General features: G+C 58.0%; 19 protein-coding genes. 17 read left to right on the plus strand and 2 right to left on the minus strand.

All coding sequences use genetic code 11. The features are described from left to right. The 17 genes from yqeK (at window position 1) to WMO26_RS08575 (ending at window position 20,076) form a co-directional block, all read left to right on the plus strand. A complete protein-coding gene (gene yqeK, locus WMO26_RS08495) occupies window positions 1–585 on the plus strand; it encodes a bis(5'-nucleosyl)-tetraphosphatase (symmetrical) YqeK (protein WP_349219603.1) in 585 nt (194 codons plus the stop codon). Beyond that, window positions 582–962: a ribosome silencing factor gene (gene rsfS, locus WMO26_RS08500; RefSeq protein ID WP_349219605.1), complete on the plus strand. Its 381-nt coding sequence runs from the start codon at window positions 582–584 to the stop codon at window positions 960–962. The genes yqeK and rsfS overlap by 4 nt, the downstream gene beginning before the upstream one ends. Next, window positions 959–3,361 carry a leucine--tRNA ligase gene (gene leuS / locus WMO26_RS08505; RefSeq protein ID WP_349219606.1) on the plus strand — a complete coding sequence of 801 codons (2,403 nt, stop codon included), beginning with the start codon at window positions 959–961 and terminating at the stop codon, window positions 3,359–3,361. The genes rsfS and leuS overlap by 4 nt, the downstream gene beginning before the upstream one ends. 288 nt (window positions 3,362–3,649) lie before the next feature. Further along, a complete protein-coding gene (miaB, locus tag WMO26_RS08510) occupies window positions 3,650–5,083 on the plus strand; it encodes a tRNA (N6-isopentenyl adenosine(37)-C2)-methylthiotransferase MiaB (protein ID WP_349219608.1) in 1,434 nt (477 codons plus the stop codon). Between the two features lie 11 nt (window positions 5,084–5,094). After that, a complete protein-coding gene (locus WMO26_RS08515) occupies window positions 5,095–5,499 on the plus strand; it encodes a YlbF/YmcA family competence regulator (RefSeq protein ID WP_349219610.1) in 405 nt (134 codons plus the stop codon). Between the two features lie 282 nt (window positions 5,500–5,781). Next, window positions 5,782–8,394 carry a DNA mismatch repair protein MutS gene (gene mutS, locus WMO26_RS08520; RefSeq protein WP_349219648.1) on the plus strand — a complete coding sequence of 871 codons (2,613 nt, stop codon included), beginning with the start codon at window positions 5,782–5,784 and terminating at the stop codon, window positions 8,392–8,394. Window positions 8,395–8,412: 18 nt separating this feature from the next. Further along, a complete protein-coding gene (gene thiI, locus WMO26_RS08525; protein ID WP_349219612.1) occupies window positions 8,413–9,588 on the plus strand; it encodes a tRNA uracil 4-sulfurtransferase ThiI in 1,176 nt (391 codons plus the stop codon). 28 nt (window positions 9,589–9,616) lie between these two features. After that, on the plus strand, window positions 9,617–11,926 hold the full coding sequence (locus tag WMO26_RS08530) for a competence/damage-inducible protein A (protein ID WP_349219614.1): 2,310 nt from the start codon (window positions 9,617–9,619) through the stop codon (window positions 11,924–11,926). 102 nt (window positions 11,927–12,028) lie between these two features. After that, entirely contained in the window at window positions 12,029–12,556 is a 528-nt protein-coding gene (locus WMO26_RS08535; protein WP_349219616.1) for a QueT transporter family protein, read from the plus strand. Between the two features lie 42 nt (window positions 12,557–12,598). Further along, the gene (locus WMO26_RS08540; protein ID WP_349219617.1) at window positions 12,599–13,444 is read left to right on the plus strand and encodes an epoxyqueuosine reductase; all 846 of its coding nucleotides are present in this window, start codon (window positions 12,599–12,601) and stop codon (window positions 13,442–13,444) included. 52 nt (window positions 13,445–13,496) lie between these two features. Further along, window positions 13,497–13,907 (plus strand): CBS domain-containing protein, encoded by a 411-nt coding sequence (locus tag WMO26_RS08545; RefSeq protein ID WP_349219619.1) that lies wholly within the window; start codon window positions 13,497–13,499, stop codon window positions 13,905–13,907. Between the two features lie 182 nt (window positions 13,908–14,089). After that, on the plus strand, window positions 14,090–14,614 hold the full coding sequence (locus WMO26_RS08550; protein WP_349219621.1) for a hypothetical protein: 525 nt from the start codon (window positions 14,090–14,092) through the stop codon (window positions 14,612–14,614). A gap of 45 nt (window positions 14,615–14,659) precedes the next feature. Next, entirely contained in the window at window positions 14,660–16,189 is a 1,530-nt protein-coding gene (gene guaA / locus WMO26_RS08555; RefSeq protein ID WP_349219623.1) for a glutamine-hydrolyzing GMP synthase, read from the plus strand. 84 nt (window positions 16,190–16,273) lie between these two features. Continuing rightward, window positions 16,274–17,878, plus strand: a complete 1,605-nt coding sequence (gene pyrG, locus WMO26_RS08560; protein ID WP_349219625.1) for a CTP synthase — start codon at window positions 16,274–16,276, stop codon at window positions 17,876–17,878. A gap of 171 nt (window positions 17,879–18,049) precedes the next feature. Beyond that, the gene (gene hisH / locus WMO26_RS08565) at window positions 18,050–18,676 is read left to right on the plus strand and encodes an imidazole glycerol phosphate synthase subunit HisH (protein WP_349219626.1); all 627 of its coding nucleotides are present in this window, start codon (window positions 18,050–18,052) and stop codon (window positions 18,674–18,676) included. A 4-nt stretch (window positions 18,677–18,680) separates the two neighbouring features. After that, entirely contained in the window at window positions 18,681–19,466 is a 786-nt protein-coding gene (gene hisF, locus WMO26_RS08570) for an imidazole glycerol phosphate synthase subunit HisF (RefSeq protein ID WP_349219628.1), read from the plus strand. Window positions 19,467–19,599: 133 nt separating this feature from the next. Then, the gene (locus tag WMO26_RS08575) at window positions 19,600–20,076 is read left to right on the plus strand and encodes a secondary thiamine-phosphate synthase enzyme YjbQ (RefSeq protein ID WP_349219630.1); all 477 of its coding nucleotides are present in this window, start codon (window positions 19,600–19,602) and stop codon (window positions 20,074–20,076) included. Between the two features lie 117 nt (window positions 20,077–20,193). On the opposite strand, the gene ppdK is transcribed toward WMO26_RS08575, so the two are convergent. Together ppdK and WMO26_RS08585 are read right to left on the minus strand one after the other, a co-directional pair. Further along, window positions 20,194–22,830, minus strand: coding sequence for a pyruvate, phosphate dikinase (ppdK, locus tag WMO26_RS08580; RefSeq protein WP_349219632.1), 2,637 nt, complete (start codon window positions 22,828–22,830; stop codon window positions 20,194–20,196). Window positions 22,831–23,026: 196 nt separating this feature from the next. Further along, entirely contained in the window at window positions 23,027–23,737 is a 711-nt protein-coding gene (locus tag WMO26_RS08585) for a phosphatase (RefSeq protein WP_349219634.1), read from the minus strand. Window positions 23,738–23,865 lie beyond the last annotated feature (128 nt).

A 23,865-nucleotide genomic window follows, 5' to 3' on the forward strand; every position in this document is an offset into this window, starting at 1 on the left:
ATGGAGTACGAGGCGGTTTTGCGGGAAAAACTAACCGAGAAGCGGTACGTGCATTCCATTGAGGTATCCAAGGCGGCGGTGCGGCTGGCACGAAGGTATGGCGCCGACGTGGAGAAGGCGCGTATCGCTGGACTTTTGCACGACGTGATGAAGGACGCGGGCGGGGACGCCCAGTTGCAAATCATCGAGAATTCTGGTACAATCCTTACGAATGTGGAACGCTCGTCCCAGAAGCTGTGGCACGGAATCGCAGGCGCCATTTATGTGCGCGATGTACTGGGCATCGACGACCCGGCTATCTTCGACGCCATCCGCTACCATACCACCGGCAGGGCGGGCATGTCGCTATTGGAAAAAGTGGTATTTGTGGCCGATTACACGTCGGACGATCGGGACTATGAGGACGCCCAGGTGGTGCGGGAGATTGCAAAGGAAAGCCTGGAAAAGGCCATCGTGGAAGGGATTGCGTTTACCGTGACCGACCTCATCCGGCGGGACCGCACGGTCGCCCCGGACACCATCGACGCTTACAACGAGAGCCTGCTCGCTTTGCAAGCCCAGGCGGAAAAGGAGAAACGCGAATGACAGCATTGGAACTGACTCAGGAAATCGCTTGTGTTTTAGATAAAAAGAAGGCCAAGGACATCAAGGCTATCTACATCCGGGATTTGACCATCCTGGCCGATTACTTCGTCATCTGCACCGGCACCTCCACCACTCAGGTTAAGGCGCTGGCGGATGAGGTGGAATACCAGATGAAGACCAAGTTTGCGCTCACGCCCGCCCGGGTGGAGGGGTATCAGTCTTCTTCCTGGATTTTGGTGGACTACGGCAATGTAGTCGTCCACTTCTTCCTGGAGGACACCCGCGATTTTTATTCCCTAGAACGGCTCTGGACGGACGGACAGCCGGTTGAGCCGGAGGAATTGTTTGCAAAGGTTGAGGAGGAAGAAACAAAATGAAGTGCGACTTTGGGAAGATAGAAAAAAAGTGGCAGGATATTTGGGAGGAAAAGGGCGTTTTTCACGCGAAAAACGACTATTCCAAACCGAAATTCTATGCGCTGGTGGAGTTTCCCTACCCGTCCGGGCAGGGGCTGCATGTAGGCCATCCCCGCAGCTACACGGCGCTGGACATTGTGGCCCGCAAAAAGCGCCTGGAGGGCTTTAATGTCCTCTATCCCATGGGGTGGGACGCGTTCGGCCTGCCCACGGAAAACTTCGCCATCAAAAATCACGTGCATCCTGAGATCGTGACCAAGCAGAACGTGGCCCGCTTTAAAAAGCAGCTGCAATCGTTGGGCCTTTCCTTTGACTGGAGCCGGGAGATCAACACCACCGACCCGGAGTATTACAAATGGACTCAGTGGATTTTCCTGCAGCTGTTTAAAAAGGGCCTTGCGTATAAGAAGGAGATGGCGGTCAACTGGTGCACCTCCTGCAAATGCGTGCTTGCCAACGAAGAAGTGGTCGGCGGCGTCTGCGAGCGGTGCGGCGGCGAGGTCATTCACAAGACCAAGAGCCAGTGGATGCTCAAGATTACCGCCTATGCCCAGCGCCTTTTGGACGATCTGGACAAGGTGGATTACATTGACCGGGTCAAAACCCAGCAGCGAAACTGGATCGGCCGTTCCACCGGTGCGGAGGTGGATTTCGCCACCACCGCCGGGGACAAGCTGCGGGTGTACACCACCCGGCCGGACACGCTGTTCGGCGCTACTTATATGGTTATTTCCCCGGAGCACCCGATCCTGGAAAAGTGGGCGGAAAGGCTTCAAAACCTGGACGAAATCAAGGCCTATCAGGAAGAGGCCGCCCGCAAGTCGGACTTTGAGCGCACCGAGGTGGCCAAGGACAAGACCGGCGTGCGCCTTGACGGCGTCATGGCCGTCAATCCGGTCAACGGCCGGGAAATCCCCATTTTTATTTCCGACTATGTCCTCATTTCCTATGGCACCGGCGCCATCATGGCGGTTCCGGCCCATGACACCCGGGACTGGGAGTTTGCCAAGAAGTTTGACCTGCCCATCATCGAGGTGGTCAAGGGCGGCGACGTTCAGAAAGAAGCGTTTACCGACTGCGCCACCGGCGTGATGGTCAATTCCGGCATGCTCGACGGGCTGACCGTGGAGGAGGCCAAGGAAAAGATTACCGCCTGGCTCAAAGAACAGGGCCTGGGCGAACCAAAGGTCAACTTCAAGCTGAGAGACTGGGTGTTCGCCCGCCAGCGGTACTGGGGCGAGCCGATTCCCATCGTCATCTGCGACAAGTGCGGCTACGTGCCGCTGCCGGAGGACCAGCTTCCCTTAAAGCTGCCGGAGGTGGAAAGTTACGAGCCCACCGAGGACGGAGAATCCCCTTTGGCTGCTTTGACCGATTGGGTGGAGACCACCTGCCCCCATTGCGGCGGCAAAGCCAAGCGGGAAACCGATACCATGCCTCAGTGGGCCGGGTCGAGCTGGTATTTCCTGCGCTACTGCGACCCGCACAACGACAAGGCGCTTGCCAGCAAGGAAGCGCTCGACTACTGGATGCCGGTGGACTGGTACAACGGCGGCATGGAACATACCACTCTGCATTTGCTCTATTCGAGGTTCTGGCACAAGTTCCTTTACGACATCGGGGTGGTTCCCACCTGTGAGCCCTATGCCAAGCGCACCAGCCACGGCATGATTCTGGGCGAAAACGGAGAAAAGATGAGCAAGTCGAGAGGCAACGTGGTCAACCCCGACGACATCGTCAAGGAATACGGCGCGGATACCATGCGCCTGTATGAGATGTTCATCGGCGACTTTGAGAAGGCTGCGCCCTGGTCGAGCAGCTCCATCCGCGGCTGCCGCCGGTTTTTGGACCGGATCTGGGATTTGCAGAAGAATGTGATGGACGGGCCCATCCGCCCAGAGCTGGAAAAAGCTTTTCACAAAACCATCCGCAAGGTTACCGAGGACATTGACAACCTGAAGTTCAACACCGCCATCGCCGCCATGATGGCTTTGATTAACGACATCGCGGCGGCCGGCGGCATTACTAGAGAGGAATACCGCGTCCTGCTTCTGCTTTTGAACCCCTTCGCGCCTCATATCACCGAGGAGCTGTGGGAAACCTTGGGCTACGGCGGCATGGTGACCGACCAGAAGTGGCCGGCGTATGACGAGGAAAAGTGCAGAGAAGACGAGATCGAGGTTGCCGTGCAGATCAACGGCAAGGTCCGCGACCGGATCACCATCTCGGCCGGCAGCGAGGCGGCCGACGCCATCGCCTGCGCCAAGGCGGCCGAGAAAATCGTCCCGCTTCTCGACGGCAAGCAGATTGTCAAGGAAATCTACGTCAAGGGGAAGCTTGTCAACATCGTAGCAAAGTAAAAGGCCTTTCGCTTTCAAACGGGCGGCTGTATAAAGCCGCCCGTTTCCTGTCACACGTCTGAGAAAAAAAGGTAGGCTGCCGGATGGGGAAAAGCCGTTCGGTCCGGCGATGGACGAAGCGTACAAAGCGACGAAGGCCGTTTTATGCCGACAGAGCAGGTGTGCCTGTTTTACACAAAGCGCGAACTGCCGGGAGTTTTTCCGGCGGCGCCGATGCGGGGAACAAACACGCGGGGACAGCCCCCGCCGATGCCATGACCATTGCCATAGAGTGGGAGGAACGAACTCTTGTCTGAGAAACGCAACAAACTGGTTCCCGCCGGGGAGCTTCAACGACAGCAGGCGTTTGCCGAGCAGGTGAAGGAGCTCATGCTCCTGCGTACCCGAAACCCTGTGCCTTTGGCCCATGTCCATACCTATGGCTGCCAGGGAAACGTGGCGGACGGGGAGCGGATCAAGGGCATGCTCGCCCAGATGGGATTCGAGTTTACTGAAGAGTCCAAAGAGGCGGACCTGATTTTATACAACACCTGCGCCATCCGCGAGCACGCGGAGGACCGGGTATTCGGAAACGTGGGGGCGCTCAAGCACATCAAGGAGCGCCATCCGGCCACCATCCTGGGCCTTTGCGGCTGCATGATGCAGCAGCCCCAGGTGGCCGAACGCATCCGCAAAAGCTTCCCTTACGTGAGCCTGGTGTTCGGTACCCATGTGGTCCACCAGCTGCCTGAGCTCCTATACCGGCTGCTCACCTGCGAGCGCCGGGTGTTCGAACTGCCCGACAGCGACGGGGTGGTGGCGGAAGGGCTGCCAGTGCGCCGGGACGGGGAGCTCAAGGCATGGCTTCCCATCATGTATGGGTGCAACAACTTCTGCTCCTACTGCATTGTTCCCTATGTGCGGGGGCGGGAACGCAGCCGCACGATGGAAGCCATTGTGGCGGAGGCGAAGGAGATCATCGCCGCCGGGTACAAGGAGATTACCCTTTTGGGGCAGAACGTCAACTCCTACGGTAAGGACCTGCCTGAACCGGTATCCTTCGCCCAGCTTCTCAGAACCATAGACGCCCTGCCTGGAGACTTTAAAATCCGGTTTATGACCTCTCACCCCAAGGACGCCACGAAAGAGCTCATTGATGTCATCGCCGAAAGCCGCAAAGTATCCCACCATCTGCATTTGCCGGTCCAGTCCGGCAGCAACCGCATTTTAAAGGCCATGAACCGGCACTATACCCGGGAGCAGTATCTGGATCTGGTGGCATATGCGAAAAAGCGCATCCCGGACCTTTCCCTGACCTCCGATATCATTGTGGGCTTCCCTGGGGAAACGCGGGAGGACTTTGAGGAAACCTTGTCCCTCATCAAAGAGGTGGGGTACACGTCCTTATTTACCTTTATTTTTTCTCCCAGAGAAGGGACTCCCGCCGCCAAAATGGACGATCCCATTGAGGCCAAAGAAAAGTCGGCCTGGTTTTCCCAACTTCTCAAGGTGCAGGAGGAAATCGCCGCGAAACGCTCGGCTTCCATGGTGGGGCAGGTAGTGGAGGTTTTGTGCGAGGAGGAAGGGAAAAACGGCCTGCTCACCGGCCGCACCGACGGCAACATTATCATCGAGTTTACCGGGAGCCCTGAGCAAATCGGGCGCACGGTAAACGTAAAAGTGACCCGCGCGCGGAACTGGATTCTCGTGGGGGAAGCGATCGACGAAGAAACCAAACTTTAGGAGGAAAAAACATGGATATTTTACAGCTGACGAGAGCGTTGGGCCACGCCATCCAGGAGGACGAGCGTTATCTTGCCTTTATGGCCGCCAAGGAGGCAAACGACCAGGACGAGGAGCTTCAGCGTCTCATCGGGGAATTCAACCTCAAGCGCATCTCCATCAACTCCGAGGCCAGCAAGGAGCACAAGGACCAGGAAAAGCTTGAGAGGCTCAACGCCGAGCTGCGCGACTGCTACGAAACCGTCATGCAGAATGTGCACATGGCCGCTTACAACGACGCCAAGCAGGCCATGGACGCGCTCTTAAACGAAATCAACACCATCATCGCCGTTTCCGCAAACGGCGGCGACCCGGATACCGCCCAGGCGTCCGGCGGCTGTTCGGGCAGTTGCTCGGGCTGTTCCGGGTGCAACTAAAGGGCGCAAATAAAACGCAAGGCGGGAAGCGAAGAAGCGGCAAAAAATGTCGAAGAGTCGTTTCCCGCCTTGCGTTTTTGTGTTATAATAGCTGCAAAAGCGACTATTATACGATTTTTCATGCCTTTCGGCTCGTCCGGACGGACAACCGCCGAAAATGGCATATTACACCACAAGCACAGCGTGCTTGTGGTGTAATAAAAGTTCCATGGAACTTTAGGCGAATGGTAGAAGACGGGGTGATTATAGTTGAAAGCGAATCTTTCAGCGAAGCTTTCGCCGATGATGCAGCAGTACCAGAACATCAAGGCAGAGAATCCAGATACCATCCTCTTTTTCCGATTAGGGGATTTTTACGAAATGTTCTTCGAGGACGCCAAGCTCGCGTCGAAGGAACTGGAGCTGACCCTCACCGGGCGGGACTGCGGCCAGGACGAGCGGGCGCCCATGTGCGGCGTGCCCTATCACAGCTGCGAGGCGTACATCGCCCGGCTGGTGGCCAAGGGCTATAAGGTCGCCATCTGCGAGCAGACGGAGGACCCGGCCAAGGCCAAGGGCCTGGTCCGCCGGGAGGTGGTGCGGGTGGTCACGCCCGGCACCGTCATTGAAAACTCCATGCTCGACGAGGGGAAGAATAACTTTTTGTGCGTGGTCGCCATGTTCGGCAACCGGGCGGGCCTGTGCTTTACCGACAGCTCTACCGGCGACATGCAGGTCACCGAGCTTGACGACGGAGATTTAGCCCAGCGCATCTGCAACGAAATCGGCCGATTTAACCCCAGCGAGGTGCTCTTAAACCCGGAGGCGGGGCACAGCAAAGAAATTACCGATTTCTGTAAAAATAAAGTAAACGGCGTGGTGTCGGTCCAGCCGGACGCCAATTTTGACGAAGCAAAGTGCAGCGACCTGATTCGCCGGCATTTTCACTGTACCTTAAAAACCCTGGAACTGGAGGGGAAACCTAACGCTACCGTAGCCTTGGGTGTGGCGCTGGGATACCTTTACGAAACCCAGCGTACCGGCCTTGAACGCATCCAGGGCATTAGCCTGTACAGCGAATCCCAGTATATGCAGCTGGACCTGTCCACCCGGAGAAACTTGGAGCTCATCCAGACCATGCGCACCAAGGAAAAGCGGGGTTCTCTCCTCTGGGTGCTGGACAAAACCCGCACCGCCATGGGCAAGAGGCTCATTAAATTCTGGATTGAGCAGCCGCTTGTCAGCTGCGCGCGCATCACCCAGCGGTTAAACGCCGTGGATGAACTGTTCAGCGAAGGCATCGCCCGGGCGGAGCTGGGAGAGCTGATGCAGGGCGTGTTCGACATGGAGCGGCTGATGACCCGGGTGGTCTACGGTTCGGCGGGGGGCCGGGAATTAAAAGCCCTTTCGAAATCCCTGGAATTTCTGCCTCGCATCAAGGAAATTCTGCAAAACGCCAAGGCCGGGATGCTGCGGGAAATCCACACCGCCATCGACCCGCTGGAGGACGTGCACGACCTCATTGAGCGGGCGATTGTAGACGAACCGCCGGTGTCGGTGCGGGAAGGCGGCATCATCCGCAAGGGCTATTCGGAAGAACTCGACGACATTCGCGAGGATATGACCGATTCCAAGAGCTTTATTGCGAAAATTGAAGCTCAGGAGCGGGAGCGAAGCGGCATCAAGAACTTAAAGGTGGGGTACAACCGGGTCTTCGGCTATTATATCGAGGTCACCAAATCCAATTTAAGCCAGGTCCCGCCCACCTATATCCGCAAGCAGACGCTGACCAACTGCGAACGCTACATCACCGAAGAACTAAAACAATTGGAAATGCGGGTGCTGGGCGCCCAGGAGCGGATTGTCGCCATGGAGTACCAGCTTTACGAGCAGGTACGCAAGTTCGTCTCTGACCAGCTTTCCCGCATTCAGAACACCGCCCAGGCGGTAGCGCGCCTGGACGTGCTTTGTTCCTTCGCCCAGACGGCGGCCATCAACGGGTACTGCCGTCCCGAGGTGAACATGGAGAGCACGGTGCGCATCGTGGAAGGCCGCCATCCAGTGGTGGAAACCATGATGAAGGACGTGCCCTTTGTTCCAAACGACACCCTGCTCGACGACGACGAAAACCGGGCGGCCATCATTACCGGGCCTAATATGGCGGGCAAATCCACCTACATGCGTCAAACTGCCCTGATTGTCCTGATGGCGCAGATCGGCTGCTTTGTTCCTGCCGCTGCCGCCACCGTGGGTATCACCGACTCGATTTTCACCCGGGTGGGCGCGTCGGACGATCTGGCCTCCGGCCAGTCCACCTTTATGGTGGAGATGACCGAGGTGGCCTTTATCCTCAAAAACGCCACCCGCCGCAGTCTGTTGATTCTCGATGAAATCGGCCGGGGCACCTCCACCTTCGACGGCATGTCCATTGCCCGGGCGGTGCTCGAATATGTGGCCGATAAAAAGAAGCTGGGAGCGAAAACGCTGTTCGCCACCCATTACCATGAGCTGACCGCTTTGGAAGACGAGCTCGACGGAGTGAAGAACTATAACATTGCCGTCAAGAAGCGGGGGGACGACATCACCTTTTTGCGCCGGATTGTCCGCGGCGGTGCGGACGACAGCTACGGCATCGAGGTGGCAAAGCTTGCCGGCGTGCCGGACACGGTGATGGCCAGGGCCAAGCAGATTCTCCGCCAGCTGGAAGGGGAAGGCACGGCGGCCGTAAGGCCGGTCCATACGAGAAAGCGCAAGACGCCTCCTCCGCCGGAACCGGAAGAAAGCGGGCAGATGAGCTTTGCCCCGTCCGCTGCTGAGAACATTTCCCGAAGGCTCAGAGAGGTGGACGTAAACACCTTAACCCCCATCGAAGCGCTCAACATCCTTTACGAGCTTTGCAGGCAGGCAAAAGAATAACCGAATTGAGGAGAACATATGCAGGAAATGATACTATTGAAGGTGGGCGAGCTGGCCCTGAAAGGCCTCAACCGCTCTACCTTTGAGGCGGTGCTTTTAAAGAACATCCGCCGCCGGTTAAAGCCTTTGGGCGAGTTTGCCATACAAAACGCCCAGTCCACCATCTACGTTACCCCCAAATCCGAGGATGTCGATTTGAACGAGGCGGTGGAGCGACTTTCCCAGGTGTTCGGCGTGGCGGCCTTGTCCAAAGCGCGGGTAACGGAGAAGAGGATGGACGCGATATTAAAGGAAGCGCCCCTTTACCTGGAGGATCCCCTCCTGGCCGCGCGCACCTTTAAGGTGGAGGCGAAGCGGGCGGACAAGGCGTTCCCCTTAAAGTCCCCGGAAATTTGCAGCGAGGTGGGCGGCTGCCTGCTGGAAGCCTTCCCCCATCTGAAGGTGGACGTCCACCATCCGGACGTGACGGTGATGGTGGAAATCCGGGACTTCGGCGCATACATCCACGCGGGTTCTCTGCCGGGGGCCGGCGGCATGCCGGTGGGAACCGCCGGGCGGGCGGCCCTGCTCATTTCCGGCGGGATCGACAGCCCTGTGGCTGGGTATATGCTGGCAAAACGGGGCGTGGAGCTGACGGCAGTACATTTTGCAAGCCCGCCTTACACCAGCGAACGGGCGCAGATGAAGGTGGTGGAGCTGCTCCGCCAGGTGGCCTGTTATGCCGGACGCATTAAGCTCTTGGTGGTGCCCTTTACGGAAATCCAGGAGAACCTGCGCGAGCACTGCCCCCAGGACCTGTTCACCATCCTCATGCGCCGCTTTATGATGCGTATCGCCCAGGAGCTGGCGCTTGAGAACCAGTGCCAGGCCCTGATTACCGGCGAAAGCGTCGGGCAGGTGGCAAGTCAGACCATGGCGGCCATCGCCTGCACCGACGCCATCGCACAGATGCCGGTGTTCCGTCCGGTCATCGGTATGGATAAGGACGAAATCGTCACCATCGCCCGGAAAATCGGGACCTTTGAAATTTCCATCCAGCCTTATGAGGACTGTTGCACCGTCTTTACCCCCAAGCATCCCAAAACCCGGCCGAGCCTCGAGGAAGTGGTGAAGGCCGAAGGAGCGTTCGAATGGGAGAACATGGTGCAAAGGGCCGTTGCCGGCGCCCAGGCGCAGATGCTGCACGCCGACTAAACACGCCACAAGATCGGGAGGGATTCGATTGAGAGCGGAAATTCTGTCCGTTGGAACCGAGCTGCTTTTGGGCGACATCGTCAACACCGACGCCCAGTATGTGGCCAGGGAGCTGGCCGCCTTCGGCATCACCGTCCATTACCAGGTGGTGGTGGGGGACAATATGGACCGCCTTACCGCCACGCTGCGGCAGGCTTTGTCCCGCAGCGACCTGGTCATCACTACCGGCGGCCTTGGCCCCACGGTGGACGACATCACCTGTGAAGGCATCTGCCGGGTGCTGGGCGTCAAGCGGGTGCTGGACACGGCGTCTTTGGAGAAAATCCAGGTGTTCTTTGAAAAGCTCGGCCGGGAGATGACCGAAAATAACGTAAAGCAGGCCATGCTTCCCGAAGGGTGCGAGATTTTCGAGAATGAATGGGGCACCGCCCCCGGCTGCGTCATCGAAAAGGACGGTAAGTCCGTCGTCATGCTGCCAGGCCCTCCCAGGGAGATGCGACACATGTTTGACCGCAGCGTACGTCCCTGGCTGCAAAAGCGGTCGGACCTGGTAATCGTGTCCCACACGCTGCATGTGTTTGGGGTGGGCGAGTCCAAGGCGGAGGCCATGACGGTGGACCTGATGCAAGGAGAAAACCCCACCGTTGCTCCCTACGCGAAGACCGGGGAGATGCAGCTGCGGGTGACCGCCAGGGCTGCCTCTAGGGAAGTGGCGGACGCCATGTGCCGCCCGATGATGGAGGAGCTTAAGGAGCGGCTTGGAAGCGCCGTGTACGGCGTGGACGTGGAGAATCTGGAAACGGCGGTGGTGGAGAAGCTCAAAGCGGCGGGGAAAACGGTGGCCTGTGCCGAGTCCTGCACCGGCGGGCTGCTCGCCAAACGGATAACCGATATTTCCGGCGCCTCCGCCGTATTTGAAAACAGCTTCATCACCTACTCCAACGAAAAGAAAACCAATCTCTTAGGCGTGCCGCCCAGGACCTTGCAGAAATACGGCGCCGTCAGCGAACAGACCGCCTGTGCCATGGCCATCGGCGTAAGAAAAGCCGGCCGGGCGGACTATGGCGTGGGCATCACCGGCATCGCCGGTCCCACCGGCGGCACGGCGGAAAAGCCGGTGGGCCTTGTCTACATTGCCGTGGCCGACGGGAAGACGGTCTGGGTGAAAAAGGTGCAGTACGCCAAGGAGAACGACCGATCCTATGTGCGAACCGGTTCGGCTTCCCATGCGCTCAACATGCTGCGCCTTTTGCTGGACAAGGACCGGGAGTTTCTCGAGGCCGGGATCGCGCTCAACAAAAAAAGCCGCGGCGGAAAGTTCCTAAAGGAAATTACGCCCTGGCCGGTCGCCACAGGCCGGCTACCCAAACGCCCGGGTTTCCTAGGCTTTTTGTCCGAATACCTGCCTTGGAAGGGGGACCGGTTCTCCGACGTGCTCTTTAAGCTTCTTCTGCTTGCGGCGGTGGCGGCGTTTCTTTTCTCGGTGTGGTACCTGGTGGACGACCAGCTTATCAAGCCCTCCCAGAACGACAGCCTTTATTCCCAGCTTGCAGGGGACTATACTCGGTCGGACAGCAGCACTTCCCCCATCGCCCCGCCCGCACCGGACAGCACGCAGGACGGCGAAGAAGGTTCCACCGCTCCGGTGGCGGAGGTGCCCGACTGGGTGCCCGCTTCCTTTGCCGACCTTTACCGCAACAACCCCGACGTGCGCGGCTATATCCAAGTGCCCGGCACCCGGATGAACTATCCGGTCACCCAGGCGGCGGACAACGAGTATTACCTCAACCGTAACTTCTATAAGCGGCGCAGCGTGTTCGGCAATCCCTATTTCGATTACCGCAACAAAATCGACGGCACCGACCGCAACCTGATCATCTACGGCCACCGGGTGGAAAATGGCCAGATGTTCGGGGACATGGAGAAGTATAAGGACCTGTCCTATTACCAGCAGCATGCCGCCATCCAGATGGATACGGTGTACCGCCCAGGGGATTACGAGATCGTTTCCGTGTTCTATGCCAGCACAAGGGAGGAACACGCACCCAATTTCAATTACCTGCGCACCGATTTTGCCAGTGACGAGGATTTCTTAAGCTTTGTCGACGAAGTGCGTAAGCGTTCTCTTTACGACATCCCCGTTACGGTGGACGCGGACGACGAGCTTTTGACCCTGTCCTCTTGTTCCTTTTTATTTGACGACGCGCGCATCGTCATCGTGGCGCGCCGCTTGCAGGAAGGGGAGACGGCGGTGAATCCCGCCCTCGCCACAGTAAACGAAGACTGTCTGATGCCGGAAATCTGGTACCAGCTTCACCCGGAAATCCCCCATCCGTAAAGCAACCGCTTTTTTGAGCGGATGACATAGAAAGTGCCGCGCTTCCTCGCGGCGGTCAGTCGCAACCTCCTGACCTTAAAGAAAACTACGAAGGAATGATGAATGATGCCAAACAAAGCGTTACGCCGTCTGGTGGAGGGCGCGGTCATCGCCGCGCTGTACACCGCCCTCACCCTGGCCTTAGCCCCCATCAGCTTTGGGCCGTTTCAGTGCCGGGTGGCCGAAGTGCTGACCATCCTGCCTATTTTTACCCCCGCCGCCATCCCGGGCCTGACCTTGGGCTGTATTCTGTCGAATGCCGTAGGCGCCGCCATGGGGACGAACATTTTGGGAATCCTGGATATCTTCGTGGGTTCCGCCGCCACCTTGCTGGCCGCCGTATGCACCTATCTGCTGCGAAACGTCTGCATCAAAGGGGTGCCGGTACTGGCGACTTTGCCACCGGTGGTGTTCAACGTCCTCTTCATCGGCACCGAGCTGTCTCTCGCTCTGGGGCACCCGCTGTGGTTCTCCATGATCGTGGAGGTGGGGCTTGGGGAAGCGGCGGCCAGCATGGTGCTGGGGATTCCGCTGGCAGCGATCCTGATCAAGTCAGGCGCTCAAAAACGGATTTTCGCCCAGCTTCGTTAGCAGGTAGGAAAGGCGGACGGACGCGTTTGAGGTGATTTCGATATGATGCTTCCTTTTTGTGAAATAGAGCCGTATTTGACCGCAAGCGGGTTTCCCGTCTGCGGGGCGTGCCGGTTCGAGGAGCTGGCGGACCGGCTGCTCGATTGCCGGGCAGCCGCCCGGCTGCCCAAAGGGGCGAAAACCGTGTTTATGCTGCTGCTTCCTTACCTGGTTTCGAAGGAAACGGGCAACCTTTCCAGGTATGCGCGGGTACCCGATTACCATGAGGCAGCCGCGGGAATGCTTAAGGACGCCGCCGCCCGCCTTCAGGCCGCCTTCCCGGCGGCCTGCTTTGCTTTTTTTGTGGACAATTCTCCGATCCCCGAGGTCTATGCCGCGGCGAAGGCGGGGCTGGGGGTGATCGGGGAAAACGGCCTGCTCATCAGCGAAACATACGGTTCCTGGTGCTTTTTGTGCGAAATTGTGACGGATCTGGAAGTGGAGCCTACCGGCGGCCAAATGAAACGCTGTGTGGGCTGTATGGCCTGCCGGGCCGCTTGCCCAGGCAAGGCGCTATCGAATGGCGGCGTCCAAAAGGAGCGATGCCTTTCCGCCGTCACCCAGAAAAAAGGGACGCTTACCGGATGGGAAGAACGCCTGCTTGCAGAAAGCGGCGTTTGCTGGGGGTGCGACGTGTGCCAAGAGGTCTGCCCTTATAATAAGAAGGCGAAGAAAACCCACGTTCCCGCCTTTCTTTCCGGCTACCAGGCCGATTATACGGGCGAAGCGGCGGAACATGGCTTTCGCCGGGCGTGGGAATGGCGGCCGAACCGGGTAATTGAACGCAATTATGGAATAACGAAGCGAAAAGACGGAAATACTAGTCCCATTGAAGAGCCGGATTCCTGAGGCATTTTCCTGCCCAAAGACCGGCTTTCAAAGCGAAGAGAGGGTGACAAGTATGTACGTCAGTGAAATCATGAGTACCCGGGTGGTGACCGCCCAGGCGGCCCAGTCGGTCTACGAGGCGGCTAGACTCATGGAGGACAACAACATCGGCGCCATTCCCGTGGTGGAGGGAAGCGAGCTCAAAGGTATGCTCACCGACCGGGACATCGTCCTGCGGTGCGTGGCCAAGGGGGAGAATCCCAAGTCGGTGCGCGCGGGGGACATTATGACTGAAAAAGCCACGTATGTGACGCCAAGCCAGCATGTGGACGATGCGGCGCAGGTCATGTCCTGCGAGCAGATCCGGCGGCTGCCGGTGGTGGAAAATGGGCGGGTGACCGGGATGGTCAGCGTGGCCGACATCGCCCGGCTTCGCCACGGCGTGGAAATTGCCCAAGCCATTTGCGAGATCAGCAAGCCATAACCACAAACCGCCCGTCTCCGGGCGGTTTTGTTTTGAAGGCTTGCCTCATTGACAACAACTTGCCGAACCGTGTATAATATAAACAATTACTGCCTGATTGGGGCGAATAAACCGGAAAGACGGCGAAATGAGAGCCGAGGCCCACGGCCGCACAAAATTCGGGACATGAGGTGACCGCTATCGTGACGGACTTTTTAAAGTCAATTGATTTTACCGCCCTCGTTGATTCCATTATGGACAATATTGTGTGGATCTGTGTCGGCCTGGCCGCGTTTTTCGCGCTGCTTTTAGGGGTTGGCCTGTTTAAGGACAAGCGCCGCTGGATCTGGCGTTCTATTCTGGTGGCGGTGGTCTGCGTGGCCACTTTGATTTTCACCAACTTCCAGTTTTATTACGACGCCTACACCGATGGCGACGAGCTTGGATCCGCTTCCCGTTTTTTGATTGGAAACACCGATCCAAAAACCGCCAAAGCCATCGAGTTTTTGATGATCGGGGTGGAGGACGTGGACCAGTGGGACGGCAGCGGCCGGTTCCTCTCCTGGCAGAAGAAATACGAGAATGAAACCGGGAAGGCCACCATGGTCAAGTACCTGTTCAATTCCACGCTGGAGATCGAGACCCAGGATGTGGTGTGGCGGGCCAACTGCGTGTTCGGCAGGGTGTCGGCGGAGATCACGTATAAAAACGGGCAGACAGGCTCTTAACATGGAGAAGGTTTTGGAAAGTTCACGATAAAGGAGATTCATCGAATGGAAAAAATCCTTGTGCTCGACTTCGGCGGGCAGTACAATCAGCTGATTGCCCGGCGGGTGCGCGAATGCGGCGTGTATTCGGAGGTAAAGCCCTATACCACGCCCCTTTCGGACATTCAGTCGGAGGGCTACCGCGGCGTTATTTTTACCGGCGGCCCCAGCAGCGTCTTCGACGAGGGAGCGCCTACGTGTGAAAAGGAGATGTTTTCGCTGGGCGTGCCGGTTCTGGGCATCTGCTACGGGGCTCAGCTCATGTGCCAGATGTTCGGCGGCGAGGTTTCCCGGGCGGATACCCGGGAATATGGGCTGACCGAGCTTTGCGTGGACAACGCTTCGCCCCTCTTTTCCGACGTAACCAAGGATACCACCTGCTGGATGAGTCATACCAATTACATAAAGACGCCGCCGTCCGGTTTCGCGGTGACGGCGACCACGAAAAACTGCCCGGTGGCGGCGATGGAGTCCAAGGAACAGGGGCTGTACGCGGTGCAGTTCCACCCGGAGGTGATGCACACCCCGGAGGGCCAGAAGATGCTGCGCCATTTCCTGTTTGAGGTGTGCCGCTGCTCGGGAGACTGGCAGATGTCCTCCTTTACCGCCCGCGCGATTGCGGAAATCCGCGAGAAGGTGGGGGACAAACGGGTGCTTTGCGCGTTGTCCGGCGGGGTGGATTCCTCAGTAGCCGCCGTTATGGTACATAAGGCGGTGGGCAAGCAGCTCACCTGTATTTTCGTCGATCACGGCCTTCTCCGCAAAAACGAAGGGGACGAGGTGGAGCAGGTCTTCCGGGAGCAGTTCGATATCAACCTCATCCGTGTGGACGCCAAGGACCGCTTCCTTAATAAGCTCAAGGGGGTCAGCGATCCGGAGCGCAAGCGCAAGATCATCGGCGAGGAATTTATCCGCGTCTTTGAAGAGGAAGCGAAAAAGGTCGGCCAGGTGGAATACCTTGTGCAGGGCACCATCTATCCCGACGTGATCGAGAGCGGCGCCGGTTCCGCCGCCAACATCAAAAGCCACCACAATGTGGGCGGCCTGCCCAAGGATATTGGGTTCAAAGGCCTCATCGAGCCGCTGCGCGACCTGTTTAAGGACGAGGTGCGCCGGGCGGGTATCGAGCTTGGCATTCCGGAGTTTCTGGTCTGGCGTCAGCCTTTCCCGGGTCCCGGCCTTGCCATTCGCATCATTGGGGACATTACCGAGGACAAGCTCGCCATCTTAAAGGACGCGGACGCCATTTTCCGCCAGGAGGTGGCCGATGCAGGGCTTGACAGGTCCATCAACCAGTATTTCGCGGTCCTGACCAACATGCGAAGCGTGGGAGTCATGGGGGACGAGCGGACATATGATTACACCGTCGCTCTGCGGGGCGTCACCACCACCGATTTCATGACGGCCGACTGGGCGAAAATTCCTTACGAGGTGCTTGGAAAGATCAGCTCCCGCATCATCAACGAGGTGCCTCATGTCAACCGCATCGTTTATGATATCACCTCAAAGCCGCCGGCTACCATTGAGTGGGAATAACAGCCGGCATGTCTCGGGCGGAGAACCGCCTGAAATGTTCGATCGAAACAGGAATGTGCTTTCAATACATGGAGGGTATTTGACATGCCGACTAAATACGTATTCGTCACCGGAGGCGTGGTATCCGGTCTGGGAAAAGGAATCACCGCCGCGTCCTTGGGCCGCCTGCTCAAGGCCCGGGGCTACAAGGTGACCATGCAGAAGTTTGACCCTTACTTAAACGTGGACCCGGGGACTATGAATCCTTTCCAGCACGGCGAGGTGTTCGTCACCGACGACGGCGCGGAAACTGACCTGGACCTGGGCCATTACGAGCGGTTTATCGACGAAAGCCTGACCCAGAACAGCAACGTTACCTCCGGCCGGGTGTACTGGTCGGTGCTCCACAAGGAGCGAAACGGCGCCTATAACGGCGGCACTGTGCAGGTGATTCCCCATATCACCAACGAAATCAAGAGCCGCATCGCCTTGGGGAAGGATTCTTATGACTTTGCTCTCATTGAAGTGGGCGGCACGGTGGGCGACATCGAAAGCCAGCCGTTTTTAGAGGCCTTCCGCCAGTTTGCCGCCGACATCGGCCGAAATAACTGCATTTTTATCCACGTCACTCTGGTGCCCTACTTAAACGCTTCCCGCGAGCAGAAGACCAAGCCCACCCAGCACAGCGTCAAGGAACTTTTGGGCCTCGGCATCCAGCCGGATGTGATCGTCTGCCGGTCGGAGAAGCCGGTGGGCCGGGACCTGCGCAATAAAATCGCCCTGTTCTGCAACGTGCGAAACGACTGCGTCATTGAGAACCTGGACCTGCCCACCCTTTATGAGGTTCCGCTGGCCTTGGAAAAGGAGCATCTGCCTCAGATCGTGCTGCGGCATTTCGGCATGGAATGTCCCGAACCTGACCTGACCGGCTGGACAAAGATGGTCGATACCCTCAAGAGCCTGCCGAAAACCGTGAACATCGCCCTGGTGGGTAAATATGTGGGCCTGCACGACGCGTACCTGTCGGTTGCCGAAGCCCTCAAGCACGGCGGCATTGGCAATAACACCGACGTAAACATCCATTGGGTGGATTCGGAGGAACTGACCGAGGAGAACATCGCCGAACGCATGAAGGATATGGACGGTATCCTGATCCCCGGCGGGTTTGGTACCCGCGGCATCGAAGGAAAGATCGTGGCCGCCCGGTATGCCAGGGAACATAAAGTGCCTTACTTCGGCATTTGTTTAGGTATGCAGATCGCCATCATAGAATTCGGCCGCCATGTCCTCGGGTATGAGGACGCGAACAGCGCCGAGATCGACGCGGCTACCCTTCACCCCTTCATCGACCTGATGCCCGAGCAGAAGGAAGTGGAGCAGCTGGGCGGCACTATGCGCCTGGGCAAGTACCCCTGTCATATCCAGGAGGGATCTAAGGCGTACGAGGCCTACGGCACGCAGGATGTGGAGGAACGCCACCGCCACCGCTACGAGGTCAACAACGTCTACCGCGACGAGCTCGAGCAGTCGGGTATGCTGCTGTGCGGCATTTCGCCGGACAAGCGGATTGTGGAGATGGTAGAGATTCCGGACCATCCGTGGTTTGTGGGCTGCCAGTTCCATCCGGAATTCAAGTCCCGTCCAAACCGTCCTCACCCGCTCTTTTCCGGTTTTGTGGGCGCGGCGGTGAAGTACAGCGAAAGCAAATAACGAGAGTTTGACAGGGCGGGAACCGATCCCGCCCTGTTTTGGTATCGAAGAGAAAGACTTTTCCAGGCAGAGTATGGGTCTGCGGTTCTGGTCGAGGAATGCAAACCGGATCTTGCGGTACAAGGAATCCATCCAGGTACCAATCCATATAACGGAGAGTGAACAACCGATATGATCGCTTTGATTGACTACGGCGCTGGCAACTTAAAAAGCGTGCAGAAGGCCTTTGCCCATCTGGGAGAGCCGGTGACGCTGACGGCGGACAAGGATGTCATCCTGACGGCGGACGCGGCGATTCTGCCCGGTGTGGGCGCGTTCGGGGACGCCATGAAGTCCCTGGAGGAACGGGGGCTGCCCCAGGTCATCCGCAGTTTTGTGGAAACCGGGCGGCCCTTTCTGGGCATCTGCCTGGGGCTTCATCTTCTTTTTGAGGAAAGCGAGGAAACCCCAGGCGTACAAGGCCTTGGAATTCTAAAGGGGACGGTGCGCCGGTTCCCGGAGGAAATCGGCCTGAAAATTCCCCATATTGGGTTTAACTCGGTGACGTACCGGAAGGACAGCCGGCTGTTTGCCGGGCTGCCGGAGGAGCCCTACTATTACTTTGTCCACTCCTACTACTGCTTTGCCGAGGATCGGTCGGTGAGCGCAGCTATGGCCGACTATGGCATCCGCTTTGACGCGGCGGTGGAGAGAGGCAATTTGTTTGCCGCCCAGTTCCATCCGGAAAAGAGCGGACGGACGGGCCTTGGCACACTGGAAAACTTCATCTGCGCAGTCAGAACCAGCAAGGAGGGGTAAAGCGATGCATGCAAAACGGATCATTCCCTGTCTCGACGTGCACAACGGCCGGGTAGTCAAGGGGGTCAACTTTGTAAACCTCAGGGACGCCGGCGATCCGGTGGAGATCGGCGCCGCCTACGACAAGGCGGGCGCAGATGAGCTGGTGTTTCTGGACATTACCGCTTCTTCCGATGCGCGCAGCATTGTGCTGGATATGGTAGCGAGGGTGGCGGATACGGTGTTTATTCCCTTTACTGTTGGAGGCGGCATCCGTACGGTGGACGATTTCAAGGAGATACTGCGGGAAGGCGCGGACAAAATTTCCATCAATTCCTCCGCCGTTCAGCGTCCCGCGCTTATCCGGGAGGCGGCGGACAAGTTCGGCAGCCAGTGCGTGGTGGTGGCCATTGACGGCAAGCGCAGAGCGGACGGTTCCGGATTCGAGGTCTACATCAACGGAGGCCGCACGCCCACCGGCATTGATGTGGTGGAATGGGCGGTGCGCGCCAACGAGCTAGGGGCGGGAGAGATTCTCCTAACCGGCATGGACACCGACGGCACCAAGGCTGGGTACGACATTCCCATGACCAAGGCAGTGTCCTCCCAGGTGGACATTCCAGTAATCGCCTCCGGTGGTGCCGGCGCCTACGAGCATTTTTACGACGTGCTTACCGAGGGTAAGGCGGACGCGGTGCTGGCGGCTTCCCTGTTTCACTATAAGGAAATGGAAATTGCCGACTTAAAGGAGTATCTTGCAAAGCGGGGCATCCCAGTGCGGCCGGTGGAGCAGGAAACAAAAGAAATGTGAATTTTTCTTGGAGTTTGTTGACTTGTACCCCTCCCGGTAGTACCATGAAGATAGGGAAGGGGCGGTTTCTCTTCCTGGGAGTACCTGCTTTTCGTTGGAATGCACCATCCGAATGGGAAGGAGCGTGAGTCGAATGGCGAATTTATGGGAATTTACATTGCGTACGGGAGAACAAGGCTGTTACAACATCACCCAGAGCGTGAAGGACGCCATTAAGGAAAGCGGTGTGGAAAGCGGAATTGCGGTGGTTTTCTGTCCTCACACGACCGCCGGGATCACCATAACCGAGAACCACGATCCCGATGTCTGCGAAGATGTGTTGCTGGGATTTGACCGGGCGTTCCCGGACACGCCGGATTTTAAGCACACGCAGGGGAATTCCTTTGCCCATCTCCGTTCCAGTGCGATGGGATGTTCGGTCACGATCATTGTGGACGAGGGCTGGCCTCTCCTGGGCGTTTGGCAAGCGATCTATTTCTGTGAGTTCGACGGGCCGCGCACCCGGGAATACTACGTCAAGGTCCTTGGCGATCAGATGCAGGTACCCTTTGACGACGATGACCTGGACGAAGAAGAGACAGCCGGGCTCGAAGAGGAGCCGCTGGCATAACATACAACAAAACCGCACCCACTTTTTTAGCGGGTGCGGTTTTGTTGCCATAGAGCAATCCGATAAAAAAGGCGCTCCGGAATACTCCGGAGCGCCTTTGGTTGTTATTAAATGTTCTTATTTCGCGTTCTTTTCCTTCAGAGCGGCCTGCGCGGCAGCCAGACGCGCGATCGGCACACGGAAGGGAGAGCAGGACACGTAATTAAGACCGATGTTATGGCAGAACTCCACCGAGCTCGGATCACCGCCGTGCTCGCCACAGATGCCAAGCTTGATGTTCGGACGGGTTTCGCGGCCCAACTTAGCCGCCAGCTTAATCAGCTGGCCCACGCCCTTCTGATCGAGTCTCGCAAAGGGATCCGACTCGTAGATCTTCGCGTCATAGTAGGCGTCCAGGAACTTGCCCGCATCGTCACGGCTGAAGCCGAAAGTCATCTGGGTCAGATCGTTGGTGCCGAAGGAGAAGAACTCGGCTTCCTTGGCGATTTCATCGGCCGTAACCGCAGCGCGCGGAATCTCGATCATGGTACCCACATGGTACTCCATCTCCAGGCCGGAGTCGGCGATCAGCTTGTCCGCTACGCCGGTGACGATGTCCTTGACGTACTTGAGCTCCTTGACCTCACCCACCAGCGGGATCATGATCTCAGGCACAATGTGGTATTCCGGATGCTTTTTGGTCACGTTGATGGCGGCGGAAATGACCGCCTCGGTCTGCATTTCGGCGATTTCCGGATAAGAGACCGCCAGACGGCAGCCGCGGTGACCCATCATGGGATTGAACTCATGCAGCGAAGCGATGACTTGCTTGAGCTCGTCCACCGTGATTTTCAGTTCACCCGCCAGCTCCTCGATGTCTTCTTCCTTGGTGGGGAGGAACTCATGCAGCGGGGGATCCAGGTACCGGATGGTAACCGGACGGCTTTCCATGACCTCGTAGAGGGCCTCAAAGTCGCCCTGCTGATAGGGGAGAAGTTTAGCGAGAGCCGCCTTGCGGGCCTCGACGGTCTTCGCGACGATCATTTCGCGGATAGCCTTGATTCGGTCGCCCTCGAAGAACATGTGCTCGGTGCGGCAAAGGCCGATGCCCTCTGCGCCGAACTTGACCGCCTGGGCCGCGTCGCGGGGGGTGTCCGCATTGGTGCGGACCTTGAGCACGCGCACCGCGTCCGCCCACGCCATGAACCGGCCGAAATCACCGGAAATGGTGGCTTCCACCGTGGGAATGGCTTCGGCGTAGATGTTGCCGGTGGAGCCGTCGATGGAAATATAGTCGCCTTCCTTGATGGTCTTGCCGGCCACCTCGAAGTATTTCTCTTCTTCATGCATCTTGATGTCGCCGCAGCCGGAGACGCAGCAGGTGCCCATGCCGCGGGCCACGACCGCCGCGTGGGAGGTCATGCCGCCGCGTACGGTCAGGATGCCCTGGGCCGCCGCCATGCCTTCGATGTCCTCCGGAGAGGTCTCCAGGCGCACGAGAACAACCTTCTCGCCCTTGTCCGCCCATTCCTTGGCGTCCTCGGCGGTAAACACCACCTTGCCGGTGGCGGCGCCGGGAGAAGCCGCCAGACCGCTGGCGATGGGCTTTGCGGCCTTGATGGCCGCAGCGTCAAACTGCGGGTGCAGCAGAGAATCGAGCTGCTTGGGCTCCACGCGCATGACCGCTTCTTCCTTGGTGATCATTCCTTCGTCCACCAGGTCCACGGCGATCTTCAGGGCCGCGGCGGCGGTGCGCTTGCCGTTTCTGGTCTGCAGCATGTAGAGCTTGCCGTTTTCAATGGTAAACTCCATGTCCTGCATGTCGCGGTAATGGGTTTCCAGACGGTTGGCGATTTCAGCAAACTGATCGTAAACTTCCGGCATGATTTCCTTGAGCTTTTCAATCTTCTGGGGAGTGCGGATGCCGGCCACCACGTCTTCGCCCTGGGCGTTGATGAGGAATTCGCCGAACAGCTTCGCTTCACCGGTGGCGGGGTCACGGGTAAAGGCCACGCCGGTGCCGGAACGGTCGCCGGAGTTGCCGAAGACCATCATCTGCACGTTGACGGCGGTGCCCCAGCTGTAGGGGATGTCGTTCATGCGGCGGTAAACGTTAGCACGGGGGTTATCCCAGCTGCGGAACACCGCGCGCACCGCTTCCATAAGCTGCTCGCGGGGTTCGCACGGGAAATCCACGCCCTTGTTTTCTTTATAAAATTCCTTGAAGCGCACGACCATTTTCTTCATGTCGTCCGCGTCGAACTCGGTATCCAGCTGAATGCCCTTTTCTTCCTTCATCTCGTCGATGATGCGCTCGAAGGAGGACTTGGGCAGCTCCATGACCACGTCGGAGAACATCTGGATGAAGCGGCGGTAGGAGTCGTAAGCAAAACGGGGGTTGTTGGTGATTTTGGCGAGACCCTCCACCACCACGTCGTTGAGGCCCAGGTTGAGGATGGTGTCCATCATGCCGGGCATGGAAGCGCGGGCGCCCGAACGTACGGAGACGAGCAACGGATTTTCCGGGTCGCCGAACTTCTTGCCGGCGAGCGCTTCCATCTTCGCAAGGCTCTCGGTAATCTGCTCCTGAATTTCCGGCGCGATGGTGCGGCCGTCTTCGTAATAGCGGGTGCAGGCCTCCGTGGAAACGGTGAAACCCTGGGGAACGGGCATGCCGAGATTGGTCATTTCGGCAAGGTTGGCGCCTTTGCCTCCGAGCAGCTCGCGCAGGGAGCTTTTTCCCTCGGAGAAAAGGAACACATACTTGTGGCTCATCAAAATCTACCTCCTGAATTTGTAACGTGATCCCGGATTCTTTCCGACGAAACAATCTGGGAGTCAACACTTCTAAAAGTATCCAAGCTATTATAGCAAAGTTCGTGCAGGTTTTCCACACTTTTTTCAGAAAAAAAAGAAATCTATTGGCATTTCTTTCGAATTTCTCATTTGAGGATGTGAAAAACCTGTGATTTTAACGAGAAGGACGGTTCTGGAGGTAAGCGAGCAGCCGGTCGTAGGAGGCATTGAGAATCAGTTCTTCTGGAAACCCGATTTCCTCGAGCATTTCTCCAGCGCCGCCGGGCTGGCCTACGTGCAGGTGAAAATGGGCGTCCGAATCCACGCACACCGGCACCTCGTACCGCCGGCACAGCTCGGCCACCTTGCGGCAGTTGCCCGCCGACTCGGGGCGGACCCGGAAGGTGTTGGCATTGATTTCGATGAGCTTGTGCTTTTCAGCGCAGGCCTTCACGACCGCCTCGTAATCGCAGACGTACCGCGGCGTGCCGATGTGCCCAAGCAGGTCCACCAGCGGGTTGTCGATGACCTTCAGCCACGCCTCGGTTACGTCCGCGGGGGAATCCATGACGGCGGTGGATTTGTGCATGGACGCCACCACCCAGTCGAGCTGCTTTAGAATCCGCTCCGGCATATCCAGAGTGCCGCCCTTTTGCACGTTCGCTTCTACCCCCATCAGCAGGCGCACGCCGAAGAGTTCCCGGGGGAGCGACTTCATGATCTCAAAGTGCCAGATGTGGGGGGAATCCTCCAGCGCGATCCCGTGGTCGGTAATGGCCACGGCGGAAAGCCCGATGTCGGCCGCATGCCGGGCGATTTCGGTTATGGTAGAGTAGGCGTGGGTGGAGGCGATGGTGTGAACATGTAAATCTGCGGCAAGCTTCATAAAATAGATCTTCCTTTCTGCATGGTCATACGGTTCTTTCGATTCCTCCGAAATTTTCAAGGAGGCGGTTCTTCTTTTGGATACAATCACAAATCCCCTAAACGGCGCGCAATCCCCGGCCGCAGGAC

Origin of the sequence: Solibaculum intestinale, from assembly GCF_040096205.1 — a bacterium.
In the GTDB taxonomy this organism is placed as follows: domain Bacteria; phylum Bacillota; class Clostridia; order Oscillospirales; family Acutalibacteraceae; genus Solibaculum_A; species Solibaculum_A intestinale.

Bases quoted from the DNA above. Each gene is read 5' to 3' on its own strand.
- yqeK (WP_349219603.1), top strand. From the start codon at position 1: ATGGAGTACGAGGCGGTTTTGCGGGAAAAACTAACCGAGAAGCGGTAC.
- rsfS (WP_349219605.1), top strand. From the start codon at position 582: ATGACAGCATTGGAACTGACTCAGGAAATCGCTTGTGTTTTAGATAAA.
- leuS (WP_349219606.1), top strand. From the start codon at position 959: ATGAAGTGCGACTTTGGGAAGATAGAAAAAAAGTGGCAGGATATTTGG.
- WMO26_RS08515 (WP_349219610.1), top strand. From the start codon at position 5,095: ATGGATATTTTACAGCTGACGAGAGCGTTGGGCCACGCCATCCAGGAG.
- mutS (WP_349219648.1), top strand. From the start codon at position 5,782: ATGATGCAGCAGTACCAGAACATCAAGGCAGAGAATCCAGATACCATC.
- thiI (WP_349219612.1), top strand. From the start codon at position 8,413: ATGCAGGAAATGATACTATTGAAGGTGGGCGAGCTGGCCCTGAAAGGC.
- WMO26_RS08535 (WP_349219616.1), top strand. From the start codon at position 12,029: ATGATGCCAAACAAAGCGTTACGCCGTCTGGTGGAGGGCGCGGTCATC.
- WMO26_RS08540 (WP_349219617.1), top strand. From the start codon at position 12,599: ATGATGCTTCCTTTTTGTGAAATAGAGCCGTATTTGACCGCAAGCGGG.
- WMO26_RS08545 (WP_349219619.1), top strand. From the start codon at position 13,497: ATGTACGTCAGTGAAATCATGAGTACCCGGGTGGTGACCGCCCAGGCG.
- guaA (WP_349219623.1), top strand. From the start codon at position 14,660: ATGGAAAAAATCCTTGTGCTCGACTTCGGCGGGCAGTACAATCAGCTG.
- pyrG (WP_349219625.1), top strand. From the start codon at position 16,274: ATGCCGACTAAATACGTATTCGTCACCGGAGGCGTGGTATCCGGTCTG.
- hisH (WP_349219626.1), top strand. From the start codon at position 18,050: ATGATCGCTTTGATTGACTACGGCGCTGGCAACTTAAAAAGCGTGCAG.
- hisF (WP_349219628.1), top strand. From the start codon at position 18,681: ATGCATGCAAAACGGATCATTCCCTGTCTCGACGTGCACAACGGCCGG.
- WMO26_RS08575 (WP_349219630.1), top strand. From the start codon at position 19,600: ATGGCGAATTTATGGGAATTTACATTGCGTACGGGAGAACAAGGCTGT.
- ppdK (WP_349219632.1), bottom strand. From the start codon at position 22,830: ATGAGCCACAAGTATGTGTTCCTTTTCTCCGAGGGAAAAAGCTCCCTG.
- WMO26_RS08585 (WP_349219634.1), bottom strand. From the start codon at position 23,737: ATGAAGCTTGCCGCAGATTTACATGTTCACACCATCGCCTCCACCCAC.